Origin of the sequence: Citrobacter sp. JGM124, from assembly GCF_018257795.1 — a bacterium.
In the GTDB taxonomy this organism is placed as follows: Bacteria; Pseudomonadota; Gammaproteobacteria; order Enterobacterales; family Enterobacteriaceae; genus JGM124.
In genome coordinates, this window is record NZ_JAERJD010000005.1 from 294903 (window position 1) to 320174 (window position 25272).

25 protein-coding genes are annotated in these 25272 nt (G+C 47.8%); 22 read left to right on the forward strand and 3 right to left on the reverse strand.

Going from position 1 to position 25272, the window contains the following annotated elements:
- Positions 1 to 108: 108 nt before the first annotated feature.
- Positions 109 to 903: a type I methionyl aminopeptidase gene (gene map / locus JK154_RS09150; protein ID WP_211992206.1), complete on the reverse strand. Its 795-nt coding sequence runs from the start codon at positions 901 to 903 to the stop codon at positions 109 to 111.
- A 459-nt stretch (positions 904 to 1362) separates the two neighbouring features.
- On the opposite strand from map, the gene rpsB reads away from it, so the two are divergent.
- From rpsB to tilS, 19 genes are all read left to right on the forward strand, one after another.
- On the forward strand, positions 1363 to 2088 hold the full coding sequence (gene rpsB, locus JK154_RS09155; protein ID WP_211992207.1) for a 30S ribosomal protein S2: 726 nt from the start codon (positions 1363 to 1365) through the stop codon (positions 2086 to 2088).
- Positions 2089 to 2223: 135 nt separating this feature from the next.
- Positions 2224 to 3075 (forward strand): translation elongation factor Ts, encoded by an 852-nt coding sequence (gene tsf, locus JK154_RS09160; RefSeq protein WP_211992208.1) that lies wholly within the window; start codon positions 2224 to 2226, stop codon positions 3073 to 3075.
- Positions 3076 to 3218: 143 nt separating this feature from the next.
- The gene (gene pyrH / locus JK154_RS09165) at positions 3219 to 3944 is read left to right on the forward strand and encodes a UMP kinase (protein ID WP_211992209.1); all 726 of its coding nucleotides are present in this window, start codon (positions 3219 to 3221) and stop codon (positions 3942 to 3944) included.
- 136 nt (positions 3945 to 4080) lie between these two features.
- The gene (gene frr / locus JK154_RS09170; protein WP_211992210.1) at positions 4081 to 4638 is read left to right on the forward strand and encodes a ribosome recycling factor; all 558 of its coding nucleotides are present in this window, start codon (positions 4081 to 4083) and stop codon (positions 4636 to 4638) included.
- A gap of 154 nt (positions 4639 to 4792) precedes the next feature.
- A complete protein-coding gene (ispC, locus tag JK154_RS09175) occupies positions 4793 to 5992 on the forward strand; it encodes a 1-deoxy-D-xylulose-5-phosphate reductoisomerase (protein ID WP_211992211.1) in 1200 nt (399 codons plus the stop codon).
- Positions 5993 to 6177: 185 nt separating this feature from the next.
- Positions 6178 to 6930 (forward strand): (2E,6E)-farnesyl-diphosphate-specific ditrans,polycis-undecaprenyl-diphosphate synthase, encoded by a 753-nt coding sequence (gene ispU / locus JK154_RS09180; RefSeq protein ID WP_211992212.1) that lies wholly within the window; start codon positions 6178 to 6180, stop codon positions 6928 to 6930.
- Between the two features lie 18 nt (positions 6931 to 6948).
- Complete coding sequence (gene cdsA, locus JK154_RS09185; protein WP_211992213.1) at positions 6949 to 7806, forward strand: phosphatidate cytidylyltransferase; 858 nt, start codon at positions 6949 to 6951, stop codon at positions 7804 to 7806.
- Positions 7807 to 7817: 11 nt separating this feature from the next.
- On the forward strand, positions 7818 to 9170 hold the full coding sequence (gene rseP / locus JK154_RS09190) for a sigma E protease regulator RseP (RefSeq protein ID WP_211992214.1): 1353 nt from the start codon (positions 7818 to 7820) through the stop codon (positions 9168 to 9170).
- Between the two features lie 32 nt (positions 9171 to 9202).
- The gene (gene bamA / locus JK154_RS09195) at positions 9203 to 11608 is read left to right on the forward strand and encodes an outer membrane protein assembly factor BamA (protein WP_211992215.1); all 2406 of its coding nucleotides are present in this window, start codon (positions 9203 to 9205) and stop codon (positions 11606 to 11608) included.
- A gap of 133 nt (positions 11609 to 11741) precedes the next feature.
- Positions 11742 to 12242 carry a molecular chaperone Skp gene (gene skp / locus JK154_RS09200; RefSeq protein ID WP_211992216.1) on the forward strand — a complete coding sequence of 167 codons (501 nt, stop codon included), beginning with the start codon at positions 11742 to 11744 and terminating at the stop codon, positions 12240 to 12242.
- 3 nt (positions 12243 to 12245) lie between these two features.
- Positions 12246 to 13271 (forward strand): UDP-3-O-(3-hydroxymyristoyl)glucosamine N-acyltransferase, encoded by a 1026-nt coding sequence (gene lpxD / locus JK154_RS09205; RefSeq protein WP_211992217.1) that lies wholly within the window; start codon positions 12246 to 12248, stop codon positions 13269 to 13271.
- Positions 13272 to 13420: 149 nt separating this feature from the next.
- Positions 13421 to 13876, forward strand: coding sequence for a 3-hydroxyacyl-ACP dehydratase FabZ (fabZ, locus tag JK154_RS09210; protein ID WP_211992218.1), 456 nt, complete (start codon positions 13421 to 13423; stop codon positions 13874 to 13876).
- 3 nt (positions 13877 to 13879) lie between these two features.
- Positions 13880 to 14668, forward strand: a complete 789-nt coding sequence (gene lpxA, locus JK154_RS09215) for an acyl-ACP--UDP-N-acetylglucosamine O-acyltransferase (protein ID WP_211992219.1) — start codon at positions 13880 to 13882, stop codon at positions 14666 to 14668.
- Positions 14669 to 15817, forward strand: a complete 1149-nt coding sequence (lpxB, locus tag JK154_RS09220; protein WP_211992220.1) for a lipid-A-disaccharide synthase — start codon at positions 14669 to 14671, stop codon at positions 15815 to 15817. It abuts the gene before it with no gap.
- On the forward strand, positions 15814 to 16410 hold the full coding sequence (gene rnhB / locus JK154_RS09225; RefSeq protein ID WP_211992221.1) for a ribonuclease HII: 597 nt from the start codon (positions 15814 to 15816) through the stop codon (positions 16408 to 16410). Before lpxB ends, rnhB begins: the two co-directional genes overlap by 4 nt.
- Positions 16411 to 16445: 35 nt before the next feature.
- On the forward strand, positions 16446 to 19928 hold the full coding sequence (gene dnaE / locus JK154_RS09230; protein ID WP_211992222.1) for a DNA polymerase III subunit alpha: 3483 nt from the start codon (positions 16446 to 16448) through the stop codon (positions 19926 to 19928).
- 12 nt (positions 19929 to 19940) lie between these two features.
- Positions 19941 to 20900, forward strand: a complete 960-nt coding sequence (accA, locus tag JK154_RS09235) for an acetyl-CoA carboxylase carboxyl transferase subunit alpha (protein WP_211992223.1) — start codon at positions 19941 to 19943, stop codon at positions 20898 to 20900.
- A 143-nt stretch (positions 20901 to 21043) separates the two neighbouring features.
- A complete protein-coding gene (locus tag JK154_RS09240) occupies positions 21044 to 21433 on the forward strand; it encodes a VOC family protein (protein WP_211992224.1) in 390 nt (129 codons plus the stop codon).
- Positions 21434 to 21470: 37 nt separating this feature from the next.
- Positions 21471 to 22778: a tRNA lysidine(34) synthetase TilS gene (gene tilS / locus JK154_RS09245; RefSeq protein WP_211992225.1), complete on the forward strand. Its 1308-nt coding sequence runs from the start codon at positions 21471 to 21473 to the stop codon at positions 22776 to 22778.
- Between the two features lie 80 nt (positions 22779 to 22858).
- Here the strand turns inward: tilS and rof are convergent, their stop codons facing one another.
- Positions 22859 to 23119, reverse strand: a complete 261-nt coding sequence (rof, locus tag JK154_RS09250) for a Rho-binding antiterminator (protein ID WP_211992226.1) — start codon at positions 23117 to 23119, stop codon at positions 22859 to 22861.
- Complete coding sequence (locus JK154_RS09255; protein WP_211992227.1) at positions 23106 to 23306, reverse strand: YaeP family protein; 201 nt, start codon at positions 23304 to 23306, stop codon at positions 23106 to 23108. Before JK154_RS09255 ends, rof begins: the two co-directional genes overlap by 14 nt.
- 193 nt (positions 23307 to 23499) lie before the next feature.
- Between JK154_RS09255 and JK154_RS09260 the strand changes: the two genes are divergently transcribed.
- The 3 genes from JK154_RS09260 to nlpE are packed head-to-tail and all read left to right on the forward strand — an operon-like array spanning position 23500 to position 25188.
- A complete protein-coding gene (locus JK154_RS09260; protein ID WP_211992267.1) occupies positions 23500 to 24045 on the forward strand; it encodes a YaeQ family protein in 546 nt (181 codons plus the stop codon).
- Entirely contained in the window at positions 24042 to 24464 is a 423-nt protein-coding gene (arfB, locus tag JK154_RS09265) for an alternative ribosome rescue aminoacyl-tRNA hydrolase ArfB (RefSeq protein WP_211992228.1), read from the forward strand. Before JK154_RS09260 ends, arfB begins: the two co-directional genes overlap by 4 nt.
- Positions 24465 to 24498: 34 nt before the next feature.
- Positions 24499 to 25188 carry an envelope stress response activation lipoprotein NlpE gene (nlpE, locus tag JK154_RS09270; RefSeq protein WP_211992229.1) on the forward strand — a complete coding sequence of 230 codons (690 nt, stop codon included), beginning with the start codon at positions 24499 to 24501 and terminating at the stop codon, positions 25186 to 25188.
- Positions 25189 to 25272 lie beyond the last annotated feature (84 nt).

A 25272-nucleotide genomic window follows, 5' to 3' on the forward strand; every position in this document is an offset into this window, starting at 1 on the left:
TATAGCTTTTTCGGTATCTAAACTGATCCAGATTAGTACTCACAAGGGCTGAGTAGTACAAAAAAAGGCTGGCATCGTGCCAGCCTCTGATACATATGACCCCGGGTATTACGCGCTGTGTGAAATAATTCGCGGGATAGTGTCATCCTTGCGTAATGTCAGAATTTCACAGCCGTCTTCAGTGACCAGAATAGTATGCTCATATTGTGCTGACAGGCTGCGATCTTTGGTTTTCACCGTCCAGCCATCTTTCATGGTACGAATACGGAAGTCACCCGCATTGATCATAGGTTCAATGGTAAAGGTCATACCTGCCTGTAAGACAACACCGCCGTCATCGGCATCGTAGTGTAGTACTTGCGGTTCTTCATGGAATACCCGCCCTGTACCGTGACCACAGTATTCACGTACTACAGAGAAACCTTCAGCTTCAGCGAATTTCTGGATGGCGGCACCCAGTGTGCGTAAGCGAATGCCCGGCTTCACCATGCGTAAGGCCAGATAAAGGCTCTCTTGTGTGACGCGGCACAGACGTTCGCCGAGGATAGTTGGTTTACCGACGATAAACATCTTCGAGGTATCCCCGTGATACTCGTCTTTAATCACGGTGACATCGATATTGACGATATCCCCGTCTTTCAGTGCTTTTCCATCATCCGGAATACCGTGACAGACAACTTCATTCAATGAAATACAGACGGATTTAGGAAAACCGTGATAACCGAGACAGGCAGAGACAGCGTGCTGATGATTGACAATATAATCATGGCAAATACGATCCAGCTCGCCAGTCGTTACCCCTGGTTTCACGTGGGATTCAATCATTTCAAGCACATCGGCAGCCAGGCGACCGGCAACACGCATTTTTTCTATTTCTTCAGGAGTTTTAATTGAGATAGCCATATCATGTCCGCATTGGTCGAAAATTTCGCCAGCCATGAAGCGTCGGTCCTAAGGTGTGCTCACTCGCCTTGATACAACCAGGATAATACGGAAACGCTTCGTCTACTATTTACCGAGATTCTGCGCGCGATCCTGACTCAAACAGGCTTGGTGAATCACCCCGTCGGGCTTTGATTCTAAGCTGGTAATCAATAGGGTTATGGTACCAGTGGGGAAGGTATCCTGCCAAATTGATAATCGTTGAATGCACAATACTCCAACAACTATTGGAGTCTGACTGCTATTTATGGTATAAAGCGCGCCGGACTTGTCTTCTTAAATTTTTCAAGGCAAGCCAATACGCTCATTATGTGTAAATAACACACACGTATCGACACATATTCCGGGGTGCCCTTTTGGGTCGGTAATATGGGATACGTGGAGGCATAACCCCATACATTTATATTAGAGGTTTTAAACATGGCTACTGTTTCCATGCGCGACATGCTCAAGGCTGGTGTTCACTTTGGTCACCAAACCCGTTACTGGAACCCGAAAATGAAACCTTTCATCTTCGGTGCGCGTAACAAAGTTCACATCATCAACCTTGAGAAAACTGTACCAATGTTCAACGAAGCTTTGGCTGAGTTGCACAAGATTGCTTCTCGTAAAGGTAAAATCCTTTTCGTTGGTACTAAACGCGCTGCAAGCGAAGCGGTTAAAGATTCTGCTAACAGCTGCGATCAGTTCTTCGTGAACCATCGTTGGTTGGGCGGTATGTTGACTAACTGGAAAACTGTTCGTCAGTCCATCAAGCGTCTGAAAGACCTGGAAACCCAGTCTCAAGACGGTACTTTCGAAAAGCTGACTAAAAAAGAAGCGCTGATGCGTACTCGTGAGCTTGAGAAACTGGAAAACAGCCTGGGCGGTATCAAGGACATGGGTGGTCTGCCAGACGCACTGTTCGTTGTTGACGCTGATCACGAGCACATTGCTATTAAAGAAGCAAACAACCTGGGTATCCCAGTATTTGCTATCGTTGATACCAACTCTGATCCAGATGGCGTTGATTACGTTATTCCAGGTAACGACGATGCTATCCGTGCTGTTAGCCTGTACCTGGGTGCTGTAGCTGCTACCGTTCGTGAAGGCCGTTCTCAGGATCTGGCTTCCCAGGCGGAAGAAAGCTTCGTAGAAGCGGAATAATAAGGCACGCTCGTTAGAGCCCTTATTTAACCAGGTAGTATCTAGTTTGGTTAGGGGCCTGTATATGGCCCCTTTTTCACTTTTAAATTTGCCTGTTTTAACCTGCAGGCAAGTGACATCTCCGAGGATTTTAGAATGGCTGAAATTACCGCATCCCTGGTAAAAGAGCTGCGTGAGCGTACTGGCGCGGGCATGATGGATTGTAAAAAAGCGCTGACCGAAGCTAGCGGTGATATTGAGCTGGCTATCGAAAACATGCGTAAATCCGGTGCTATCAAAGCAGCTAAAAAAGCAGGCAACGTTGCTGCTGATGGCGTTATCATTACCAAAATCGATGGTCACTACGGTATCATTCTGGAAGTAAACTGCCAGACTGACTTCGTTGCTAAAGACAGCGGTTTCCAGGCTTTTGCTAATAAAGTACTGGACGCAGCCCTGGCTGGTAAAATCACTAACGTAGATGTTCTGAAAGAGCAGTTTGAAGAAGAACGTGTTGCGCTGGTTGCTAAAATTGGTGAAAACATCAATATCCGTCGTGTTTCTTCTCTGGAAGGGGACGTTCTGGGTAGCTACCTCCACGGTGCACGTATCGGTGTTCTGATCGCTGCTACCGGTGCTGACGAAGAGCTGGTTAAACAACTGGCAATGCACGTTGCTGCAAGCAAGCCAGAATTCGTTAAGCCAGAAGACGTGTCTGCTGATGTAGTAGAAAAAGAGTACCAGGTTCAGCTGGACATCGCGATGCAGTCTGGTAAACCAAAAGAAATCGCAGAGAAAATGGTTGAAGGCCGCATGAAGAAATTCACCGGTGAAGTTTCTCTGACTGGTCAGCCTTTTGTTATGGACCCAAGCAAAACTGTGGGCCAGCTGCTGAAAGAGCACAACGCTGACGTGACTAACTTCATCCGCTTTGAAGTGGGTGAAGGTATTGAGAAAGTTGAGACTGACTTCGCAGCAGAAGTTGCTGCAATGTCCAAGCAGTCTTAAGATCAAAAAGGAACCGCCATCCGGCGGTTCCTTTTTATCCAGGTTTTAAATTCAGCCACTCTCCATCAGTTTTGGCTGAAATGCGATATAATATTATCTGAATCAACCATCCCCCGTTCGTTTACTGTTCTCAGGAAAGAAACATGGCTACCAATGCAAAACCCGTCTACAAACGCATTCTACTCAAGCTGAGTGGTGAAGCTCTGCAAGGTTCAGAAGGCTTCGGGATTGATGCAAGTATTCTGGATCGTATGGCGCAAGAGATTAAAGAGCTGGTAGAGCTGGGTATTCAGGTTGGGGTGGTTATCGGTGGTGGTAATTTATTCCGTGGTGCAGGCCTGGCTAAAGCCGGCATGAATCGCGTAGTGGGCGACCACATGGGAATGCTGGCCACCGTGATGAATGGTCTGGCTATGCGCGATTCACTGCATCGTGCCTATGTGAACGCCCGCCTGATGTCCGCTATTCCTTTGAATGGTGTATGTGATAACTACAGTTGGGCCGAAGCCATTAGTTTGCTGCGTAATAACCGCGTGGTTATCCTCGCTGCAGGTACCGGTAACCCATTCTTTACCACTGACTCAGCAGCCTGCTTACGCGGCATTGAAATTGAAGCTGATGTCGTGCTTAAAGCGACCAAAGTAGATGGTGTATTTACTGCCGATCCGGTAAAAGATCCGACCGCGACTTTATACGAACAGCTGACTTATAATGAAGTCCTTGATAAAGAGCTAAAAGTCATGGATTTAGCTGCCTTCACTCTGGCGCGTGACCATAAATTACCTATCCGTGTATTCAATATGAATAAACCAGGTGCTTTGCGTCGTGTCGTTATGGGTGAAAAAGAAGGGACGTTAATCACTGAATAATGTTCATTAAAGCAGAATCACAGTAAGATTCAGCGTTAACATTACCATGAAATAGCGGGGCTATACTGAGTTATCTGGTTGAAAAGATGGCTTGTAAGCGTGGCCTGCCTTAAACAAGTTTTCAAGGATTTATAACGTGATAAGTGATATCAGAAAAGATGCTGAAGTACGTATGGAAAAATGCGTCGAAGCGTTTAAAAACCAAATCAGCAAGATACGTACTGGCCGTGCTTCTCCAAGCCTGCTGGATGGTATTGTTGTTGAATATTACGGCACACCGACGCCATTGCGTCAGCTGGCAAACGTCACGGTAGAAGACTCCCGGACGCTGAAAGTCAACGTTTTCGATCGCTCGATGAGCCCGGCAGTTGAGAAAGCAATTATGACGTCTGACCTGGGTCTGAATCCAAGTTCAGCGGGAAGCGATATTCGTGTTCCTCTCCCTGCTCTGACGGAAGAACGTCGTAAAGACCTGATTAAAGTTGTGCGTGGTGAAGCTGAAGGCGCTCGTGTTGCCGTACGTAATGTACGCCGTGATGCGAATGACAAAGTAAAAGCACTGCTGAAAGACAAAGAAATCAGCGAAGATGACGATCGTCGTTCCCAGGATGACGTACAAAAACTGACTGATGCTGCAATCAAGAAAGTGGATGCCGCTCTGTCTGAGAAAGAAACTGAACTGATGCAGTTTTAATCAGTAACGTTCAAAATAACGCCGTCCGATTGCCCGATATCCGTTATCCGGGAAGTCGGGCGGCGTTTTGTTTTCTGAAAGACATAGACAATTTAAATATGTCGCCGCAAACTTACGCACCATAAATAGTGTATTGATAATCCCGAGTATCCTCATGAAGCAGATTACTATTCTTGGTTCCACTGGCTCAGTGGGTGTTAGCACGTTGAGTGTCATCCAGAATAATTCTGATAAATTTTCTGTTTTTGCTTTGGTGGCAGGGCAAAACGTAGCGAAAATGGTGGAGCAGTGTCTTGCATTTTCGCCACGTTTCGCGGTGATGGCGCAGGTAGAGAGTGCCAATGAAGTCCGTCGTCTGCTGGCAGAGCAGGGTTGTAAAACCGAAGTTCTGGCAGGTGAACAGGCAGCCTGCCAGATGGCATCTATGGCTGAAGTTGACCAGGTCATGGCGGCAATTGTTGGTGCTGCAGGGCTACTGCCCACGCTTGCAGCTATCGATGCGGGTAAAGAGGTATTGCTGGCAAACAAAGAGTCGCTGGTGACCTGTGGTCGATTATTTATGGATGCGGTTGCCCGGAGTGGGAGCCGCCTGTTACCCATTGATAGCGAACACAACGCTATTTTCCAGAGCTTGCCTGAAGCTATCCAAAATCAGCTAGGTTCCGCTGATCTCCATGAGCATGGTGTCTCCTCCATTATTCTTACCGGTTCCGGTGGGCCTTTCCGTGAGGCGCCTTTAGAAAGCTTAACCTTAATGAAGCCAGAACAGGCTTGTAATCATCCTAATTGGTCTATGGGGCGTAAAATTTCAGTAGACTCCGCCACCATGATGAATAAAGGGCTGGAGTATATTGAAGCGCGTTGGTTGTTTAACGCCTCTGCAGCGCAAATGGAAGTGATCATCCACCCTCAGTCAGTGATTCATTCCATGGTACGTTACCGGGACGGCAGTGTACTGGCACAATTAGGTGAGCCTGATATGCGTACCCCTATTGCTCATGCGATGGCATTCCCTAACCGTGTGGCTTCTGGCGTAGCCCATCTGGATTTCTGTAAAACTGGCCCACTGACCTTCAGTGAGCCAGACTATCAGCGTTACCCTTGCCTGAAACTGGCAATGGATGCCTTTGATGTGGGGCAGGCGGCAACAACCGCGTTGAATGCAGCTAACGAGGTTTCTGTCGCCGCATTTTTGGAAAACCGACTCAGTTTTACTGGAATTGCTGCTGTGAACTGTGAAGTGCTTTCAGGTATTGCTCAGGCAGAACCGAATAGCATTGAAGAGGTGCTGACTATTGATGCTGTTGCACGCGAAATGGCGAAAAAACAAGTGATCCGTTTCGCATGCAGGTGATAATTCTTCATTGCATATTGCCGCCATTTGTTCAGTTTGTGCTTCGATGGTATAGTCTGCGTCACTTAACTGTCAGATGTGCCTGATCGTTAAGCGTAAAGCCGTGTCACAGCACGGCTTTTTCATGTGGAATGTTTCGGTATTTTGGCTCCCGTTACGTCCTTTTCAGGGAATTATTACGCGTTATGTTGTCTTCTAGCGAACAATTAAGCGAACCTTTAGCAACATCGGGTGCCCGTCATGTTGCCATTATTATGGATGGCAATGGTCGTTGGGCGAAGTTGCAAGGGAAAATGCGGGTCTTTGGTCACAAAGCGGGAGCGAAGTCGGTCCGTCGCGCGGTGAGTTATGCCGCGAATAACGGTATTGAGGCGCTCACGCTTTATGCCTTCAGCAGTGAAAACTGGAACCGTCCTGCACAGGAAGTTTCTGCATTAATGGAACTTTTCGTCTGGGCTCTGGATAGCGAAGTTAAAAGCTTGCATCGTCATAATGTTCGTTTGCGCATTATTGGTGATACCAGTCGGTTTAACAGCCGCCTGCAAGAGCGGATCAAAAAAGCAGAAGCGTTAACTCAGAATAATACGGGACTGACACTGAATATTGCCGCAAATTACGGCGGTCGCTGGGATATTGTTCAGAGTGTTAAATATCTGGCCTCACAAGTACAAGACGGGGTGCTACGCCCGGAAGAGATTGATGAACAATTGTTAGGCAATCAAATTTGTATGAGTGAGTTACCCCCCGTTGATTTAGTAATTAGGACAGGAGGGGAACATCGTATCAGTAATTTTCTCATCTGGCAGATTGCCTATGCAGAACTTTATTTTACGGATGTTCTTTGGCCTGATTTCGATGAACAAGACTTTGAAGGTGCGTTAAATGCTTTTGCAAATCGAGAGCGTCGTTTTGGTGGCGCCATGCCGGATGATGAATAAACCCGCTGGGGGCCACCTTTGCTGAAATATCGCCTGATTTCTGCGTTTGTCATGATCCCTGTAGTGATTGCAGCACTCTTTTTGCTGCCACCCATGGGGTTTGCAATAGCCACTCTTATTGTTTGCGTTTTGGCCGCCTGGGAATGGGCACAACTGGCAGGCTTTAAGACTCATTTCCAGCGTATTGGACTTGCGCTGTTGTGTGGAGTCCTGCTGGCTGGAATGTTACTGCTATCTGCGGGAAATCCTGTAGACTCCCACCTGCCGATAGTGAAAATTTCGCTTTGGGCCGCATTAGGCTGGTGGATTATCGCATTGCTACTGGTATTATCTTACCCAGCATCTGCCGCGTTCTGGCGTAATTCTAAAGTATTGCGTCTGGTGTTTGGCTTATTAACCATTGTGCCGTTTTTTTGGGGTATGGTGGTGATGCGCAGCTGGTACTATGAAACTCAGCAATTTGCGGGTGCTATCTGGCTGTTATATGTGATGTGCCTGGTATGGGGCGCCGACTCTGGTGCTTATATGTTTGGCAAAAAATTCGGTAAACATAAACTTGCGCCTAAAGTTTCACCGGGTAAAACTTGGGAAGGCGTTATTGGTGGCCTGGTAACCTCTGCGATTATTTCACTACTGTTTAGCAGTTGGGCGGCGTTAGATGTGAAAACAACGACACTGCTCATCTGTTCTGTGCTTGCTGTTCTTGCTTCGGTATTAGGGGATTTAACCGAAAGTATGTTTAAACGTGAGGCAGATATCAAAGATAGCAGTCACCTTATACCGGGACATGGTGGTATTCTGGATCGCATTGACAGCTTAACGGCGGCAATACCGATTTTTAGTTGCCTGATGTTGTTGGTCTTTAGCACATTATAACGGAAGATTCTATGCTGAGCTTACTCTGGAATTTGGCTGCATTCATCATCGCATTGGGTATCTTAATTACCGTGCATGAGTTCGGTCATTTTTGGGTTGCCCGGCGTTGTGGTGTCCGGGTTGAACGCTTTTCCATTGGTTTTGGAAAAGCGTTGTGGCGTCGTAAAGATCGCCATGGCACTGAGTTTGTCATTGCCCTCATTCCTCTGGGGGGATACGTTAAAATGCTCGACGAGCGTTTTGAAACGGTCTCACCCGAAATGCGTCATTACGCATTCAATAATAAAACGGTTGCACAACGTGCTGCCATCATCGGGGCTGGCCCCCTTGCCAACTTTATCTTCGCGATTTTTGCTTACTGGCTCGTATTCATCATTGGCATCCCGAGTTTACGGCCTGTCGTGGGTGAAATAGTTCCACATTCCATCGCTGCTGAAGCACAAATTACACCTGGAATGGAACTTAAGTCGATCGATGGTATCGAAACGCCTGACTGGGATGCTGTGCGTTTGGCGCTGTTTTCCAAAATCGGCGATGAGAGTTTACGTGTAAACTATGCACCGTTTGGCACAGACCAAATACACGAAACAACTCTGGATCTGCGGCACTGGCAGTTTGAACCCGATAAAGAGGATGCGGTTATCTCTTTAGGTTTCAGACCACGTGGAGCACAGGTTAAAACAGTATTACATGAAGTACAGCCACAATCAGCTGCCAGTAAAGCAGGTTTGCAAGCTGGCGACAGGATCGTTAAAGTCAATGGTCAGCCAGTGACACAATGGAGCGATTTTGTTTATGCTGTTCGCGATAACCTTGGTTTGCCACTGACTGTTGATGTTGACAGACAAGGGGAGTCCCGAGTGCTGACACTGACTCCCGATAGTAAACCAGGTAAGGCAAAACCAGAGGGATTTGCGGGTGTGATGCCAGAAGTCATCCCGTTACCTGAGGAGTATAAAACAGTTAAACAGTATGGGCCGTTTGTTGCAGTTCTGGAGGCTACGGATAAAACCTGGCAACTGATGAAACTGACGGTCAATATGCTGGGTAAGTTAATAACCGGTGATGTAAAACTGAATAACCTCAGTGGGCCTATCTCGATTGCTCAAGGAGCAGGGATGTCAGCGGAGTATGGTGTGATTTACTACCTCATGTTTTTGGCTCTTATTAGCATTAACTTAGGCATAATCAACCTGTTCCCTCTTCCAGTTTTGGATGGTGGACACCTGCTGTTTTTAGTAATTGAGAAACTTAAAGGCACACCGGTTTCTGAGCGAGTTCAAGACTTTAGTTATCGCATTGGCTCTATTCTGCTGGTGTTATTAATGGGGCTTGCACTTTTTAATGATTTCTCTCGTTTATAGAGAGAATAGGTTAGGAATAGCGCATAACAACGATGGCGATGAAAAAGTTGCTCATAGCGTCGCTGCTGTTTAGCAGCGCCACCGTATACGGTGCAGACGGGTTCGTAGTGAAGGACATTCATTTCGAAGGCCTGCAGCGAGTCGCCGTTGGTGCGGCCCTCCTTAGCATGCCTGTTCGCGTTGGGGATAGCATCTCTGACGAGGATATCAGTAATACAATTCGTTCGTTGTTTGCCACTGGCAACTTCGAAGACGTAAGAGTATTACGGGATGGTGATACTCTTCTGGTTCAGGTGAAAGAACGCCCAACGATTGCGAACATCACTTTCTCTGGCAATAAGTCGGTAAAAGACGACATGCTCAAGCAAAACCTTGAAGCTTCAGGGGTTCGCGTGGGTGAGTCTCTTGATCGCACAACGATTGCTGATATCGAAAAAGGACTGGAAGATTTCTACTACAGTGTTGGTAAGTACAGCGCTACTGTGAAAGCAGTTGTGACGCCACTGCCGAGGAATCGTGTTGACCTGAAACTGGTGTTCCAGGAAGGGGTCTCAGCGAAAATTCAGCAAATCAACATTGTTGGTAATAAAGTTTTTACCACTGATGAGTTGCTTTCTCGTTTCCAGTTACGTGACGAAGTGCCTTGGTGGAACCTTGTTGCGGATCGTAAATACCAGAAGCAAAAACTGGCCGGTGACCTGGAAACACTGCGTAGTTTCTATCTTGATCGTGGTTACGCGCGTTTCAATATTGACTCCACGCAAGTGAGCCTGACCCCTGATAAGAAAAGTATCTTTGTTACGATCAATATTACCGAAGGCGATCAGTATAAGCTGAACGGTGTTGATGTGAAGGGTAACCTCGCAGGACATTCGGCGGAAATCGAAAGTCTGACTGTATTCCAGCCTGAAGAACTGTACAGCGGTTCTAAAGTGACGCATATGGAAGACAGCATTAAAAAGCTGCTTGGTCGTTATGGTTATGCTTATCCTCGGGTACAGACTCAGCCAGAAATTAATGACGCCGATAAAACCGTGAAACTGCATGTGAATGTGGATGCTGGTAATCGTTTTTATGTTCGTCAAATTCGTTTTGAAGGCAATGACACCAGTAAAGATGACGTGTTGCGCCGTGAAATGCGCCAGATGGAAGGTGCATGGCTGGGGAGCAATCTGGTCGACGCCGGTAAAGAACGTCTGAATCGTCTGGGGTATTTTGAAAGCGTTGATGTGGATACTCAGCGAGTACCAGGTATCCCTGATCAAGTTGATGTTATCTATAAAGTCAAAGAGCGCAATACCGGCAGCTTAAACTTCGGTATCGGGTATGGTACTGAAAGTGGTGTTAGCTTCCAGGTTGGTGTTCAGCAGGATAACTGGTTGGGTACTGGCTATGCTGTAGGTATCAGTGGTACCAAGAACGATTATCAGACTTATACTGAATTGTCTGTTACCGATCCCTATTTTACAGTAGACGGTGTTAGTCTCGGTGGTCGCCTGTTCTATAATGACTTTAAAGCGAACGATGCTGATCTTTCCGACTATACTAATAAAAGTTATGGTCTGGATACGACACTGGGTTTCCCTGTCAACGAGTATAATACGTTGCGCCTGGGGTTAGGTTATGTGCATAACGACCTGTCGAATATGCAGCCTCAGGTGGCGATGTGGCGTTATCTTGAATCCATGGGGCGTGACACGCCGAAGACGGCCAAGGCTAATGACTTTAGTGCTGATGACTTCACGCTAAACTACGGCTGGACTTATAACAAACTCGACCGCGGGTACTTCCCGACTGAAGGTTCGCGAGTGAACCTGAATGGTAAAGTGACGATTCCAGGTTCAGAAAACGAGTTCTATAAAGTGACGCTGGACAGTGCAAGTTACTTCCCGATCAATGATGACAGAACTTGGGTAGTGCTGGGCAGAACTCGCTGGGGATTCGGTGACGGCTTAGGTGGCAAAGAGATGCCATTCTATGAAAACTTCTACGCGGGTGGTTCAAGCACTGTACGTGGGTTCCAGTCCAATAACATTGGTCCTAAAGCAGTTTACTATGGTCCGGATCAGACCAACTGTAAAACAGGGTCGTTCTGTAGCTCTGACGATGCGATCGGTGGGAATGCAATGGCTGTCGCCAGCCTTGAGCTTATCACCCCGACGCCGTTCATAAGCGAGCAGTATGCTAACTCTGTACGTACCTCGTTATTTATGGATGCGGGCACAGTGTGGGATACCCATTGGGATAATACCGCCGCTATGCAGGCTGCTGGTGTGCCTAACTATAGCCGACCAGGCGACATCCGTATGTCTGCGGGTATTGCTCTGCAATGGATGTCACCGTTAGGGCCACTGGTATTCTCTTATGCGAAACCCGTCAAAACCTACGAAGGTGATAAATCTGAGCAGTTCCAGTTTAATATTGGTAAAACCTGGTAGCATTTGTTGCCACAGCATGAAATGTAACAGGCAATAAGGCAGTTAACCCGCTAGCTATGAATACTGAAATGGCTAGCGGGGGGCTCAAAAAAGACGTGTTTTCGGACACAAATTAGATGGTAAGGAGTTAATTTTGAAAAAGTGGTTAGTTGCCGCAGGTCTTGGTATTGCTCTCGTTACTTCTGCCAGTGTTCAGGCAGCCTCTAACATTGCAGTGGTTAATATGGGCAGTTTGTTCCAGCAGGTAGCACAGAGCTCAGGTGTTTCTAGTACTTTGGAAAATGAGTTCAAAGGCCGAGCGTCTGAACTGCAAGGTTTGGAAACTAACCTGCAAACTAAGATGCAACGTCTGCAACGTGATGGTTCTACCATGAAAGCCGCAGATCGTACTAAACTTGAAAAACAAGTTATGGCCGATCGTGAAGTCTTTTCCAGCAAAGCTCAGGCATTTGAACAAGATCGCAATCGTCGTTCTAACGAAGAGCGTGCAAAACTTGTTACACGTATTCAGGCTGCGGTTAAGAGAGTCGCAGACGACAAACGTTATGATGTTGTTATGGATGCCAGCACTGTTGCTTACACCGGTAAAGATGTTCCAGACATCACATCAGACGTATTGAAACAGGTTAAATAAGCCATGGTTTCGATTCGACTGGCTGATTTAGCACAGCAGTTGGATGCGGAATTACACGGTGATGGCAATATTGTCATCACCGGTGTCGCATCTATGCAAACGGCCCAAACTGGCCATATCACGTTTATCGTGAACCCCCGTTATCGTGAGCAGCTTACTGCTTGCCTGGCTTCTGCTGTGGTAATGACTGAAGCAGACTTGCCTTATGCCAAAAGCGCTGCATTAGTGGTAAAAAATCCTTATCTTACTTATGCACGAATGGCGCAAATTCTTGATACCACGCCTCAGCCTGCCACGAATATTGCACCCAGTGCAGTTATTGATGCCAGTGTGAAGCTGGGTAATAACGTATCCATTGGTGCAAATGCTGTTATCGAAGCGGATGTTGAGCTGGGTGATGGCGTTATTATTGGTGCGGGTTGTTTTGTTGGTAAAAAGAGCACAATAGGTGCTGGTAGCCGACTTTGGGCTAACGTTTCTATTTACCATGACATTGAAATTGGCTCAAACTGCCTGGTTCAGTCTGGCACCGTTATTGGTGCGGATGGTTTTGGCTATGCCAATGACCGGGGGAACTGGATAAAAATACCTCAGTTGGGGCGTGTGATTATTGGTAACAACGTCGAAATAGGCGCTTGTACAACTATCGACCGTGGTGCGTTGGATGACACAATAATTGGTAATGGTGTTATTATCGACAACCAGTGCCAGATAGCCCACAACGTGGTAATTGGTGATAACACGGCAGTTGCCGGTGGCGTTATCATGGCAGGTAGCCTGAAAATAGGCCGATACTGCATGATAGGCGGAGCCAGTGTCATTAACGGGCATATGGAAATCTGCGACAAAGTAAATATCACCGGTATGGGAATGGTTATGAGACCAATCACGGAACCTGGTGTATACTCCTCCGGTATTCCGTTACAGCCGAATAAAGTGTGGCGTAAAACGGCAGCGTTGGTGATGAATATTGATGACATGAGCAAACGCTTAAAAGCCATCGAACGTAAGGTCAATCAACAAGATTGAGCACCATACTTGCCGTCCGTACCGACGCTGACTCATTTAAGTAAGCTGTTAAGGTATAACGCCAATTGATTCGCGGCCTGCGACTTTCTCCGGATAGTCGCAGGCCGTATTATTACTGCTATTTAGCATATTTAGACAGGAAGAGTATTTTGACTACTGACACTCATACTCTGCACATTGAAGAGATTTTAGAGTTGCTTCCACATCGTTATCCGTTTTTGCTGGTGGATCGCGTTCTGGAGTTTGAAGAGGGCCGTTTTCTGCGCGCGGTAAAGAATGTCTCTGTTAATGAGCCATTTTTCCAGGGCCACTTCCCAGGTAAACCTATCTTCCCTGGTGTGTTGATTTTGGAAGCCATGGCACAGGCAACCGGTATTCTGGCATTTAAAAGCGTAGGAAAACTTGAACCCGGTGAATTGTACTACTTCGCGGGTATCGACGAAGCACGTTTCAAGCGTCCAGTCGTGCCTGGTGACCAGATGGTCATGGAAGTTACCTTTGAGAAAACTCGCCGTGGCTTGACGCGTTTCAAAGGCGTTGCAACGGTAGACGGCAAAATCGTTTGCGAAGCTACTATGATGTGTGCTCGCAGCCGGGAGGCTTAATTCGTGATTGATAAATCCGCCTTTATTCATCCATCAGCCATTGTTGAAGAAGGTGCCATTATTGGTGCTAACGTTCACATTGGTCCATTTTGTCTTGTCGGTTCCAACGTTGAGATTGGCGAAGGTTCAGTACTGAAGTCTCATGTGGTTATCAACGGTCATACTAAAGTGGGCCGCGATAACGAGATCTATCAGTTTGCCTCTATCGGTGAAGTTAACCAGGATCTGAAATACGCAGGTGAGCCGACTCGTGTTGAGATTGGTGATCGTAACCGTATTCGTGAAAGCGTAACGATTCACCGTGGCACGACACAGGGGGGTGGGTTAACAAAGGTAGGTAGTGATAATCTCTTGATGATCAATACGCATGTTGCGCATGATTGTACGGTAGGTAATCGCTGTATCCTCGCGAATAATGCCACACTTGCTGGACATGTTTGCGTCGATGACTACGCCATCATTGGCGGCATGACTGCCGTGCACCAGTTTTGTATCATTGGTGCCCATGTCATGGTCGGCGGCTGTTCAGGGGTTGCCCAGGATGTTCCTCCTTATGTTATCGCTCAGGGTAATCATGCCACACCATATGGCGTGAATATTGAAGGGTTGAAGCGTCGTGGTTTTAGCAAAGAGGCTATTCATGCTATCCGGCGTGCATATAAGGTTCTCTATCGTAGTGGCAAAAATCTGGAAGAAGCCAAACCGGAAATTGCCGAAATTGCTGCTGAATATCCAGAGGTCGGTGCTTTTATCGAATTTTTTGCGCGTTCAACGCGAGGTGTGATTCGTTAAATGAAGGCTGGACGTCCCCTAACGATAGCCCTGGTCGCCGGAGAAACCTCCGGCGATATTCTTGGTGCAGGCCTGATTCGTGCCATTAAGGCTCAAGTCCCCGATGCCCGATTTATTGGTGTCGCAGGTCCGCTGATGCAAGCTGAAGGCTGTGAAGCCTGGTATGAAATGGAAGAATTGGCCGTGATGGGTATTGTCGAGGTATTTTCTCGTTTACGACGCCTGCTGCATATCCGCGCTGATTTGACTAAACGCTTTACTGCACTGCAGCCAGATGTGTTTGTCGGTATCGACGCCCCGGATTTTAATATTACGCTTGAAGGCAACCTTAAAAAGCGTGGGATCAAAACTATTCATTATGTGAGTCCTTCTGTGTGGGCATGGCGGCAAAAACGGGTTTTCAAAATCGGCAAGGCGACAGACTTAGTCCTGGCATTTTTGCCTTTTGAAAAAGCGTTTTATGATAGATTTAATGTTCCCTGTCGTTTTATTGGTCATACCATGGCTGATGCCATTCCTCTCACGCCAGATAAAAAAGCAGCCAGGCAAGCCTTGGGTATTGACTCAGATGCTAAATGCCTGGCCATACTGCCGGGAAGCCGGAGTGCGGAAGTTGAGATGCTCAGTGCTGATTTTCTGCGTACAGCACAGTTACTGCGTAAACGATGGCCCGCGCTTCAGGTACTGGTGCCACTGGTGAATGCCAAACGGCGGGAACAGTTTGAGATAATCAAAGCGGAAATCGCCCCGGAACTGGACGTACATTTACTGGATGGACATGCTCGTGAAGCAATGATTGCCAGTGATGCTGCTTTACTGGCTTCTGGCACGGCAGCACTGGAATGTATGCTTGCCAAGTGCCCAATGGTCGTGGGATACCGCATGAAACCTTTTACCTTCTGGCTGGCTAAGCGACTGGTTAAAACAGACTATGTTTCTCTGCCTAATTTGCTGGCAGGTCGTGAACTGGTTAAAGAACTGTTGCAAGACGAATGTGAACCGATTGCCCTGGCAACGGCACTGATGCCGCTGCTGGAAGAGAGTACTGAAAGCCATCAAATGCATGAAGAGTTTGTTCGTCTGCATCAACTGATTCGTTGTGATGCGGACCAGCAGGCAGCAGCAGCAGTGCTGGAGCTAGCATTATGATTGAATTTGTCTACCCTCATACCCATTTAGTTGCAGGTGTCGATGAAGTCGGGCGTGGGCCACTGGTTGGGGCTGTCGTAACGGCCGCAGTCATTCTTGATCCTGCTCGTCCCATTGTGGGGCTGGCTGACTCCAAGCAGCTTTCTGAAAAACGTCGTCTTGCTTTGTTCGATGAAATAGTTGAAAAGGCCTTAAGTTTCAGTCTCGGACGCGCTGAAGTGGAAGAGATAGACCAGCTTAATATCCTGCATGCTACCATGCTGGCAATGCAACGTGCGGTCGCCGGATTGAGCGTCACACCTGAGTTTGTCCTTATTGATGGGAACCGTTGCCCGGTTTTACCCATGCCGTCACAGGCGGTGGTTAAGGGTGATAGCCGAGTTGCAGAGATCAGTGCTGCCTCAATACTGGCGAAAGTAACGCGTGATCGTGAGATGACTGAACTGGATACATGCTTCCCACAATATGGTTTTGCCCAGCATAAAGGGTATCCAACCGCTCTTCATCTGGAGAGGCTGGCTGAGTATGGCGCAACTGAGCACCATCGTCGCAGCTTTGCTCCTGTCAAACGTTCGCTTGGGCTGCTCTCCTGACAGTCAAGTACTGAAGCAGAATTAATGGATGAAAGATGGCTGAACCTCGTTTCATTCACCTTCGGGTGCACAGTGACTATTCAATGATTGATGGCCTGGCGAAAATCGGGCCATTAGTCAAAAAAAATGCGGCATTAAATTTGCCAGCACTGGCGATTACGGATTTTACCAACCTCTGTGGTTTGGTGAAGTTCTACGGTGCTGCGCACGGTGCCGGTATCAAGCCCATTATCGGTGCTGATTTCAATGTAGCGAACCCCTTGCTGGGTGATGAACTCAGCCATTTGACGGTACTGGCAGCAGATAATGTCGGTTATCAGAATCTTACTTTGCTGATTTCTAAAGCTTATCAGCGTGGTTACGGTGCCGCCGGGCCTTATATTGATAACGAATGGCTGGCAGAGCTCAATCAGGGCCTTATTTTGCTGTCCGGGGGGCGGATGGGCGATATAGGCAAAGCCTTATTGCGTGGTAATTTGTCCCAGACCGAGCAGTGCCTGGCATTCTATCAGCAACATTTTGCTGACCGTTTCTATCTGGAACTTACCCGTACAGGCCGTCCGGATGAAGAGCGCTATATTCACGACGCTGTCGCCTTTGCCGAGGCCAACAACTTACCCGTAGTGGCCACGAATGACGTGCGTTTCATTAATGCTGATGATTTTGATGCCCATGAAATTCGTGTCGCCATTCATGATGGTTTTACCCTTGATGACCCTAAGCGGCCCCGTCTTTATACTTCGCAGCAGTATATGCGCAGTGAAGAAGAGATGTGCGAGCTGTTTTCTGATATTCCTGAAGCGCTAGAAAACTCAGTAGAGATTGCCCGGCGCTGTAATGCCACAGTTCGTCTTGGGGAATACTTTTTACCCCAGTTCCCGACTGGCGATATGAGTACCGAAGACTTTTTGGTCATGAAGTCCAAAGAAGGGCTGGAAGCACGTCTCGCATTTTTATTCCCTGATCCCGCGGTGCGATCAGAGAAACGCCAGCCCTATGACGATCGTCTGGATATTGAACTCCAGGTTATTAACCAGATGGGGTTTCCTGGCTACTTCCTGATAGTGATGGAATTTATTCAGTGGTCTAAAGACAACAATGTCCCGGTAGGGCCAGGGCGTGGTTCCGGTGCTGGATCGCTGGTGGCATATGCGTTAAGTATTACTGATCTTGACCCGCTGGAATTTGATCTGCTGTTTGAACGTTTTCTTAACCCTGAACGTGTCTCAATGCCAGACTTTGACGTGGATTTCTGTATGGAAAAACGCGATCTGGTGATTGATCATGTTTCAGAAATGTATGGGCGTGATGCGGTATCCCAGATCATTACTTTTGGTACGATGGCAGCAAAAGCCGTTATTCGTGATGTGGGGCGTGTGCTGGGGCATCCCTACGGATTCGTCGATCGTATCTCCAAGCTTGTGCCTCCTGATCCTGGCATGACGCTGGCAAAAGCGTTTGAAGCTGAACCACAACTGCCTGAGATCTACGAAGCAGACGAAGAGGTCAAAGCGCTGATCGATATGGCGCGTAAGCTTGAGGGTGTTACCCGAAATGCCGGTAAGCATGCTGGTGGCGTAGTTATTGCACCGACTAAAATTACCGACTTTGCGCCGTTATATTGTGATGATCAGGGGCAGCATCCTGTCACTCAGTTTGATAAAAATGATGTGGAATATGCGGGGCTGGTTAAGTTTGACTTTTTAGGGCTCCGCACGCTCACGATCATCAACTGGGCACTGGAAATGATCAATGCCAGGCGTGAAAAGCAAGGTGAAGCACCACTGGATATCGCGGCTATTCCACTGGAGGACAAAAAAAGCTTCGATATGCTCCAGCGATCGGAGACGACAGCGGTCTTCCAGCTTGAATCTCGTGGCATGAAGGATTTGATCAAACGCCTGCAGCCAGACTGCTTTGAAGATATGATAGCCTTGGTGGCGTTGTTCCGACCCGGGCCTTTGCAGTCAGGCATGGTCGATAACTTTATCGACCGTAAGCATGGACGTGAGGTAATATCTTACCCAGATAGCCAGTGGCAGCATGAGAGCCTGAAGCCCGTTCTGGAACCGACGTACGGCATTATTCTCTATCAAGAACAGGTTATGCAAATAGCCCAGGTTCTGTCGGGGTATACGCTGGGTGGTGCAGATATGCTGCGCCGTGCCATGGGGAAAAAGAAACCCGAAGAGATGGCCAAGCAACGTTCCTCTTTTGAGGATGGGGCAAAAAACAATGGTGTGGATGGCGAACTTGCCATGCACATCTTTGACTTGGTAGAGAAATTTGCAGGGTATGGGTTTAATAAATCCCACTCCGCGGCTTATGCGCTGGTGTCTTACCAGACGTTGTGGCTAAAAGCCCACTATCCAGCAGAGTTTATGGCGGCGGTAATGACTGCTGACATGGACAATACGGACAAAATTGTTGGTCTGGTTGATGAATGCTGGCGTATGGGACTTAAGATACTGCCTCCTGATATTAACTCAGGGTTATACCATTTTCACGTCAATGATGATGGTGAGATTGTCTATGGTATTGGAGCCATTAAAGGGGTAGGTGAAGGGCCGATTGAGGCCATTATTGAGGCACGAAACGAAGGGGGATATTTTCGTGAGCTGTTTGATCTTTGTGCTCGAACGGATACGAAAAAGCTCAATCGACGGGTGCTGGAAAAGCTGATTATGTCCGGGGCTTTTGACCGCCTTGGCCCCCATCGAGCTGCCTTAATGAATGCATTGGGGGATGCCCTTAAAGCTGCCGATCAGCATGCGAAAGCAGAAGCTATTGGCCAGGCTGATATGTTTGGTGTCCTCGCGGAAGAGCCAGAACAGGTTGAAAAATCCTATGCCAGTGTTATTCCCTGGCCGGAACAAAAAGTACTGGATGGGGAGCGTGAAACGCTCGGGCTTTATCTGTCAGGCCATCCCATCACCCAGTATTTAAAAGAGATTGAGCGTTATGCTGGTGGCATGCGCCTAAAAGAGATGCATCCGACAGAACGTGGTAAAATGACCACGGCTGCTGGATTGGTGATTGCTTCGCGGGTTATGGTCACTAAGCGAGGTAATCGTATCGGTATCTGTACGCTGGATGACCGTTCAGGTCGTCTGGAAGTAATGTTATTTACAGATGCGCTAGAAAAGTACCAGCATTTGCTGGAAAAAGACCGTATTCTGATCGTTAGCGGACAGGTCAGCTTTGATGACTTCAGCGGAGGGCTTAAAATGATGGCTCGAGAGCTGATGGATATTAATGAAGCGCGCGAAAAATACGCGCGTGGGCTTGCTATATCGCTGACGGACAGGCAAATTGATGACCAGCTTTTAAACCGTCTCCGTCAGTCTCTGGAACCCCATCGTTCGGGGACAATTCCGGTACATCTCTATTATCAGAGGTCGGATGCACGAACCAGATTGCGCTTTGGTGCCACCTGGCGTGTTTCTCCTAATGATCGTTTACTCAACGATCTGCGGACCCTGATAGGTTCGGAGCAGGTGGAACTGGAGTTTGACTAAAACAGGAATATTATGAGTCTGAATTTCCTTGATTTCGAACAGCCGATTGCAGAGCTGGAAGCGAAAATTGATTCCCTGATGTCGGTGAGCCGTCAGGATGAAAAATTGGATATTAATCTGGATGAAGAAGTCCAGCGTCTGCGTGAAAAAAGCGCAGAGCTGACACGTAAAATCTTCGCAGATTTAGGCGCATGGCAGGTTGCTCAGTTAGCCCGCCATCCACAACGCCCCTATACACTGGACTACCTTCGTCTGGCATTTGATGACTTTGACGAATTAGCCGGTGATCGTGCCTTTGCTGACGATAAAGCCATTATTGGCGGTACTGCGCGTCTGGATGGCCGCCCAGTAATGGTTATTGGTCATCAAAAGGGACGTGAAACCAAAGAAAAAATTCGTCGTAACTTTGGTATGCCAGCCCCTGAAGGTTACCGTAAGGCATTACGCCTGATGGAAATGGCAGAACGTTTTAAGATGCCAATTATTACCTTTATTGATACTCCGGGTGCCTACCCTGGTGTGGGCGCTGAAGAGCGTGGACAGTCAGAGGCCATTGCTCGTAACCTGCGTGAAATGTCCCGCCTCCGTGTGCCGATTATCTGTACGGTGATTGGCGAGGGTGGATCAGGGGGTGCGCTGGCTATTGGTGTGGGTGATAAAGTGAATATGCTGCAATACAGTACCTATTCTGTTATTTCACCGGAAGGCTGTGCATCTATTTTATGGAAAAGTGCAGATAAGGCCCCACTGGCGGCAGAAGCTATGGGAATTATTGCCCCACGGCTGAAAGAGTTGAAACTGATTGACTCGATTATTACTGAACCTTCAGGTGGTGCACATCGTAAACCTGAAGAGATGGCCATTTCCTTGCGTACTCAGTTATTAGCCGATTTGGCTGATCTTGATGCGCTCAATACGGAAGAGCTGTTAAGTCGTCGCTATCATCGGCTGATGAATTACGGCTACGCTTGATCAGCTGACGAGCATTAGCGTGTATCCGTGTTATTGCCGGGCACGCAAGCCCGTGATATCAGATTCACCCTGCCAGTGGTAACACTCGCAGGGTGTTCTCTTTTCTGATGGGCGAAAAGTCTCATTATTCTGAGGGGTATTGTATGCAGGGCTTACAGGGAATTCACCATATTGCTATTATTGCCAAGGACTACGAATGCAGTAAACAGTTCTATTGCCATGTACTGGGGTTCAGTCTACTGGCTGAAGTTTATCGGGAGGAACGTGATTCATGGAAAGGGGATTTGGCCTTAAATGGTCAGTATATGATTGAACTGTTTTCATTTCCGGCACCCAGAGCCAGGGCGAGTTACCCTGAAGCATGTGGACTACGTCATTTAGCCTTCAGTGTTGATGATATTGCCCTGGCCATCCAGCACCTTGAACACCATAAGGTGGCATGTGAACCCATTCGGATTGATCCCTTTACGGGGAAAGCGTTTACCTTTTTCAATGATCCGGATGGCTTGCCATTAGAACTCTATCAACAGTAGCCCCGGCGGCACACTGGTAACCGGTTGCCCTAATAAAATGAGTGATACTTCTCCGCTTCTTACATTTATACAACCGCATCGTCACCTGCTGGTGGCCTTTAGTGGTGGGCTGGACTCAACAGTCTTATTACATCAGTTAACCCTGTTACGCCATTCTGTAGCTCCTGATCTTCAGATACGTGCGATGCATATTCACCACGGCCTTAGCCCTAAAGCAGACCAGTGGGTGGCACATTGTCAGGCTCTCTGTCAGGACTGGCAGATCCCACTTGAAGTGGCTTATGTGCAATTGCCCCCAGGCGGGCAGGGAATAGAAGGTGAGGCGCGGAGTGCCCGTTACCAGGCGCTAACCCAGGCACTGTTAAGAGATGAAGTCTTACTGACTGCACAACATCAGGATGATCAGTGTGAGACGTTCTTGCTGGCTTTAAAACGTGGCAGTGGTCCGGCAGGATTAGCCGCCATGCCAGAAAAGCTCGACTTTGCAAATACCCAGTTATTACGCCCTTTACTTAATACCCCTCGCACGGAGCTTGAACAGTGGGCTGCCTTGCATCAGTTAAACTGGATAGAGGATGAAAGTAATCAGGACGATAAATACGATCGTAATTTCCTGCGGCTACGGGTTTTACCGGTTATTCAGCAGCGCTGGCCGCATTTTACGCGCAGTGTGTCCCGCAGCGCGCAGCTATGCGGTGAGCAGGAACAGCTACTGGATGAGTTACTGGCCGAGCAACTTGCGGAATTAATGTCAGAAACGGGGGCCCTGCAAATTGCCCCTCTCTGTGAGATGAGCGATGTCCGGCGTTTTGCTCTATTGCGACGCTGGCTTGGGTATCATCAGGCAGCAATGCCTTCCCGTGCTTCCCTCCTGCGCTTGTGGCAGGAAGTCGCCTTAAGTCGGGATGATGCCAACCCCCGCCTGCGACTGGGAAAATATGAAGTTCGACGCTTTCAAGGGCAACTGTACTGGGTTGCGGTTGTGAATACCGATAAAGATAAAATATATTCCTGGCCTGCGCCATTTGAGCCATTAGCAATCCCTGGGACAGGCCTGCTCACCGCGCATTCTGGTTCTTCACAGATTCGCCACCCAAAGGCTCATGAAGCCGTTAGTGTGAGATTTAAAGCCAGTGGTTTACAGTATATTGTTGGTCGTAAGAAAGGTCGGGCGCTGAAAAAAATTTGGCAAGAACTGAATATCCCCCCATGGCAGCGGGAAACAACGCCCCTGTTGTTCTATGGTGAACAGCTTATTGCCGCACTGGGGGTCTTTGTTACTGTCGAGGGGCAGGCAAACACCACGGATGGCTGGCAGCCGGGTGTGGTGCACAGTATGGAATAAGCCGATGGGAGAAGTCTGTTTGTGCCCCCCGGAAAGCGGTGGAATGGGGGGCAGCGGCGTGTCATACCTTCAGGAATGATTTACTCTTCGCTGACAACAATCGTTCCAATATCAGGATGGCTGAAACTGTGTATTGTATCCAGCCGTATTTCCCGGGCGGTTTCTCTCATTTCTACCACTAAATATTCGATGTTCTTGCGGGATACTATTTCATAGGCTTTCGCTTCGAATACTTCAGTATCTTTTAATGTCAGCGTGATGATCAAATGACGCTGGCAGGCAAGCTCAAGATTATCGTAGTCGTCACAGTTGATCGGTTGATAAACATTATTCGTTGACATAATCACTCACCAGTAAGTTAGCGGCGGCATAAGCCGCCTGTTCCCTGAGCGCGTCAGGTATGGCCTCACTGGAGGCGACGTTGTTCAGCACCATTAGTATGCAATCAAGAGCATCTGGAACATATCCCAAATCACCACTTGCGATTTCTGCATAGCGTTTGCGTATTAGTTCACAATATTTCTCCACACACCCTCCTTCAGTACTCTGATTTTTGTGGCATGCAAGTCATCACTCTACGAAGATAAATGCTGTTTAGCAAGGTGACTATATCACAGGGATTGAATTGAGATAAACGAGCCTGCTTGTGATGTGTTGTATAGATAACAGCCTTTTAGGTAAATTTTCGCTACAATAGCGGTAACTATTGATGGGAGGCATGATGGCGTTAAAAGCAACAATCTATAAAGCAGTAGTGAATGTCGCAGATCTCGACAACAACCGATTTCTGGACAGTAATCTCACTCTGGCACGTCACCCCTCTGAAACTCAAGAGCGTATGATGTTACGTTTGCTGGCATGGATAAAATATGCCAACGAACGTTTGCAGTTCACACGCGGGCTATGCGCCGATGATGAACCTGAAGTATGGTTGAAAAACGATCACCTGGGTATCGAGTTATGGATAGAATTGGGGCTCCCTGAAGAGCGGCGTCTGAAAAAAGCCTGCAGCCAGTCGGGCCAAGTCGCCCTGTTTACCTATAACAGCCGTGCTGCTCAAGTCTGGTGGCAGCAGAATCAGAGCAAGGTAAGCCAGTTTAAAAATTTATCCATCTGGTATCTCGATGATGATCAGTTGGCAAAACTGAGTGCATTTGCTAACCGTACAATGAATCTGCAGGCAACCATTCAGGATGACACTATCTGGTTATCTGATGATAGTCATCATCTGGAAATCCATTTCACTTGCTGGCAACAATCAGCATGATCAGCATTTCCCACCGCCTGTCCATTCCGGAAAATGAAGTGATTATGACCGCTATCCGCTCGCAGGGGGCAGGGGGACAGCATGTGAATAAAACCTCAACGGCGATTCATTTGCGGTTTGATATTGCTGCTTCCAGCCTGCCTGAGCTTGATAAAGCTCATCTCTTAGGGCGTAATCATCATTTGATTACGCCCGAAGGGATTGTGATCATAAAAGCACAGTCTCATCGTAGCCAGGACATGAATCGTGAAGCCGCCTTGGCGCGTCTGGTATCACTGATTAGGGAACTTACTGTGGTGCCTAAGAGTCGAAAAGCAACAAAACCAACTCGTGCGTCAAAAGAGCGCCGCCTGGTATCTAAGGCTCAAAAATCACAGACAAAAGCACGGCGTGGAAAACTCCGTGATTATTCCCAGTAGATACCAGGGCGGAAAACGTTTTAAGGAAGAGATAATGAATAAAAAAGTTCTGACGATGGTTGCAGTGCTAAGTGTATTTACTCTGTTCGGCTGTAATAACCGTAACGATTCCTCTGCGCTGGGCGCACCGCAGGTCGCATCATTGAAGCCGATGCAGCAAAGCTATCGGGGTACCCTGCCTTGTGCTGATTGTGAGGGGATTGAAACTTCCCTGTTTCTTGAGGCATCAGGGAGTTGGGTCATGAATCAGCATTACCTTGGTAAAAATGTTTCTTTGGCGACATATGGTCAGTGGGCACGTACAGCAGACCGCCTGGTATTAACCCAAAGTAACGGTGAAAAGCACTACTATTTGCCAAAAGATGACAGCTTGGTCATGCTCAATAAGCAAGGGAATCCAATCCATTCAGCAATGAATTATAGCCTTAAAGCCGTGGATCTTGAGCTGCCAGTGACCCCTATGACAATGAAAGGCGAATACAGTTATCTGGCCGATGCAGCGATTTTCAAAGATTGTGCGAGTGGCAAAGTTTATCCTGTGGATAGCGATGCCAAACTACAGGAGTACTACCTGTCGGTTCGTGACAAGCATACCTTACCTGTCTTACTGCAATTTGATGCCCATTTTACACGTCAGCCAGCACCGGATAGCGATACATTCCAGAATGTACTGGTCTCTGATGGCAAAGCGGAGTTCTTCCCCGGAAAAACCTGCCAACGCTAACTGCATCCGGATGCAGTTATTTGCAAGGCGTGAAAAATCATATATCTCACGCCTTTTTTGTCCGTGAAGTTTGGGGGGGGGGGG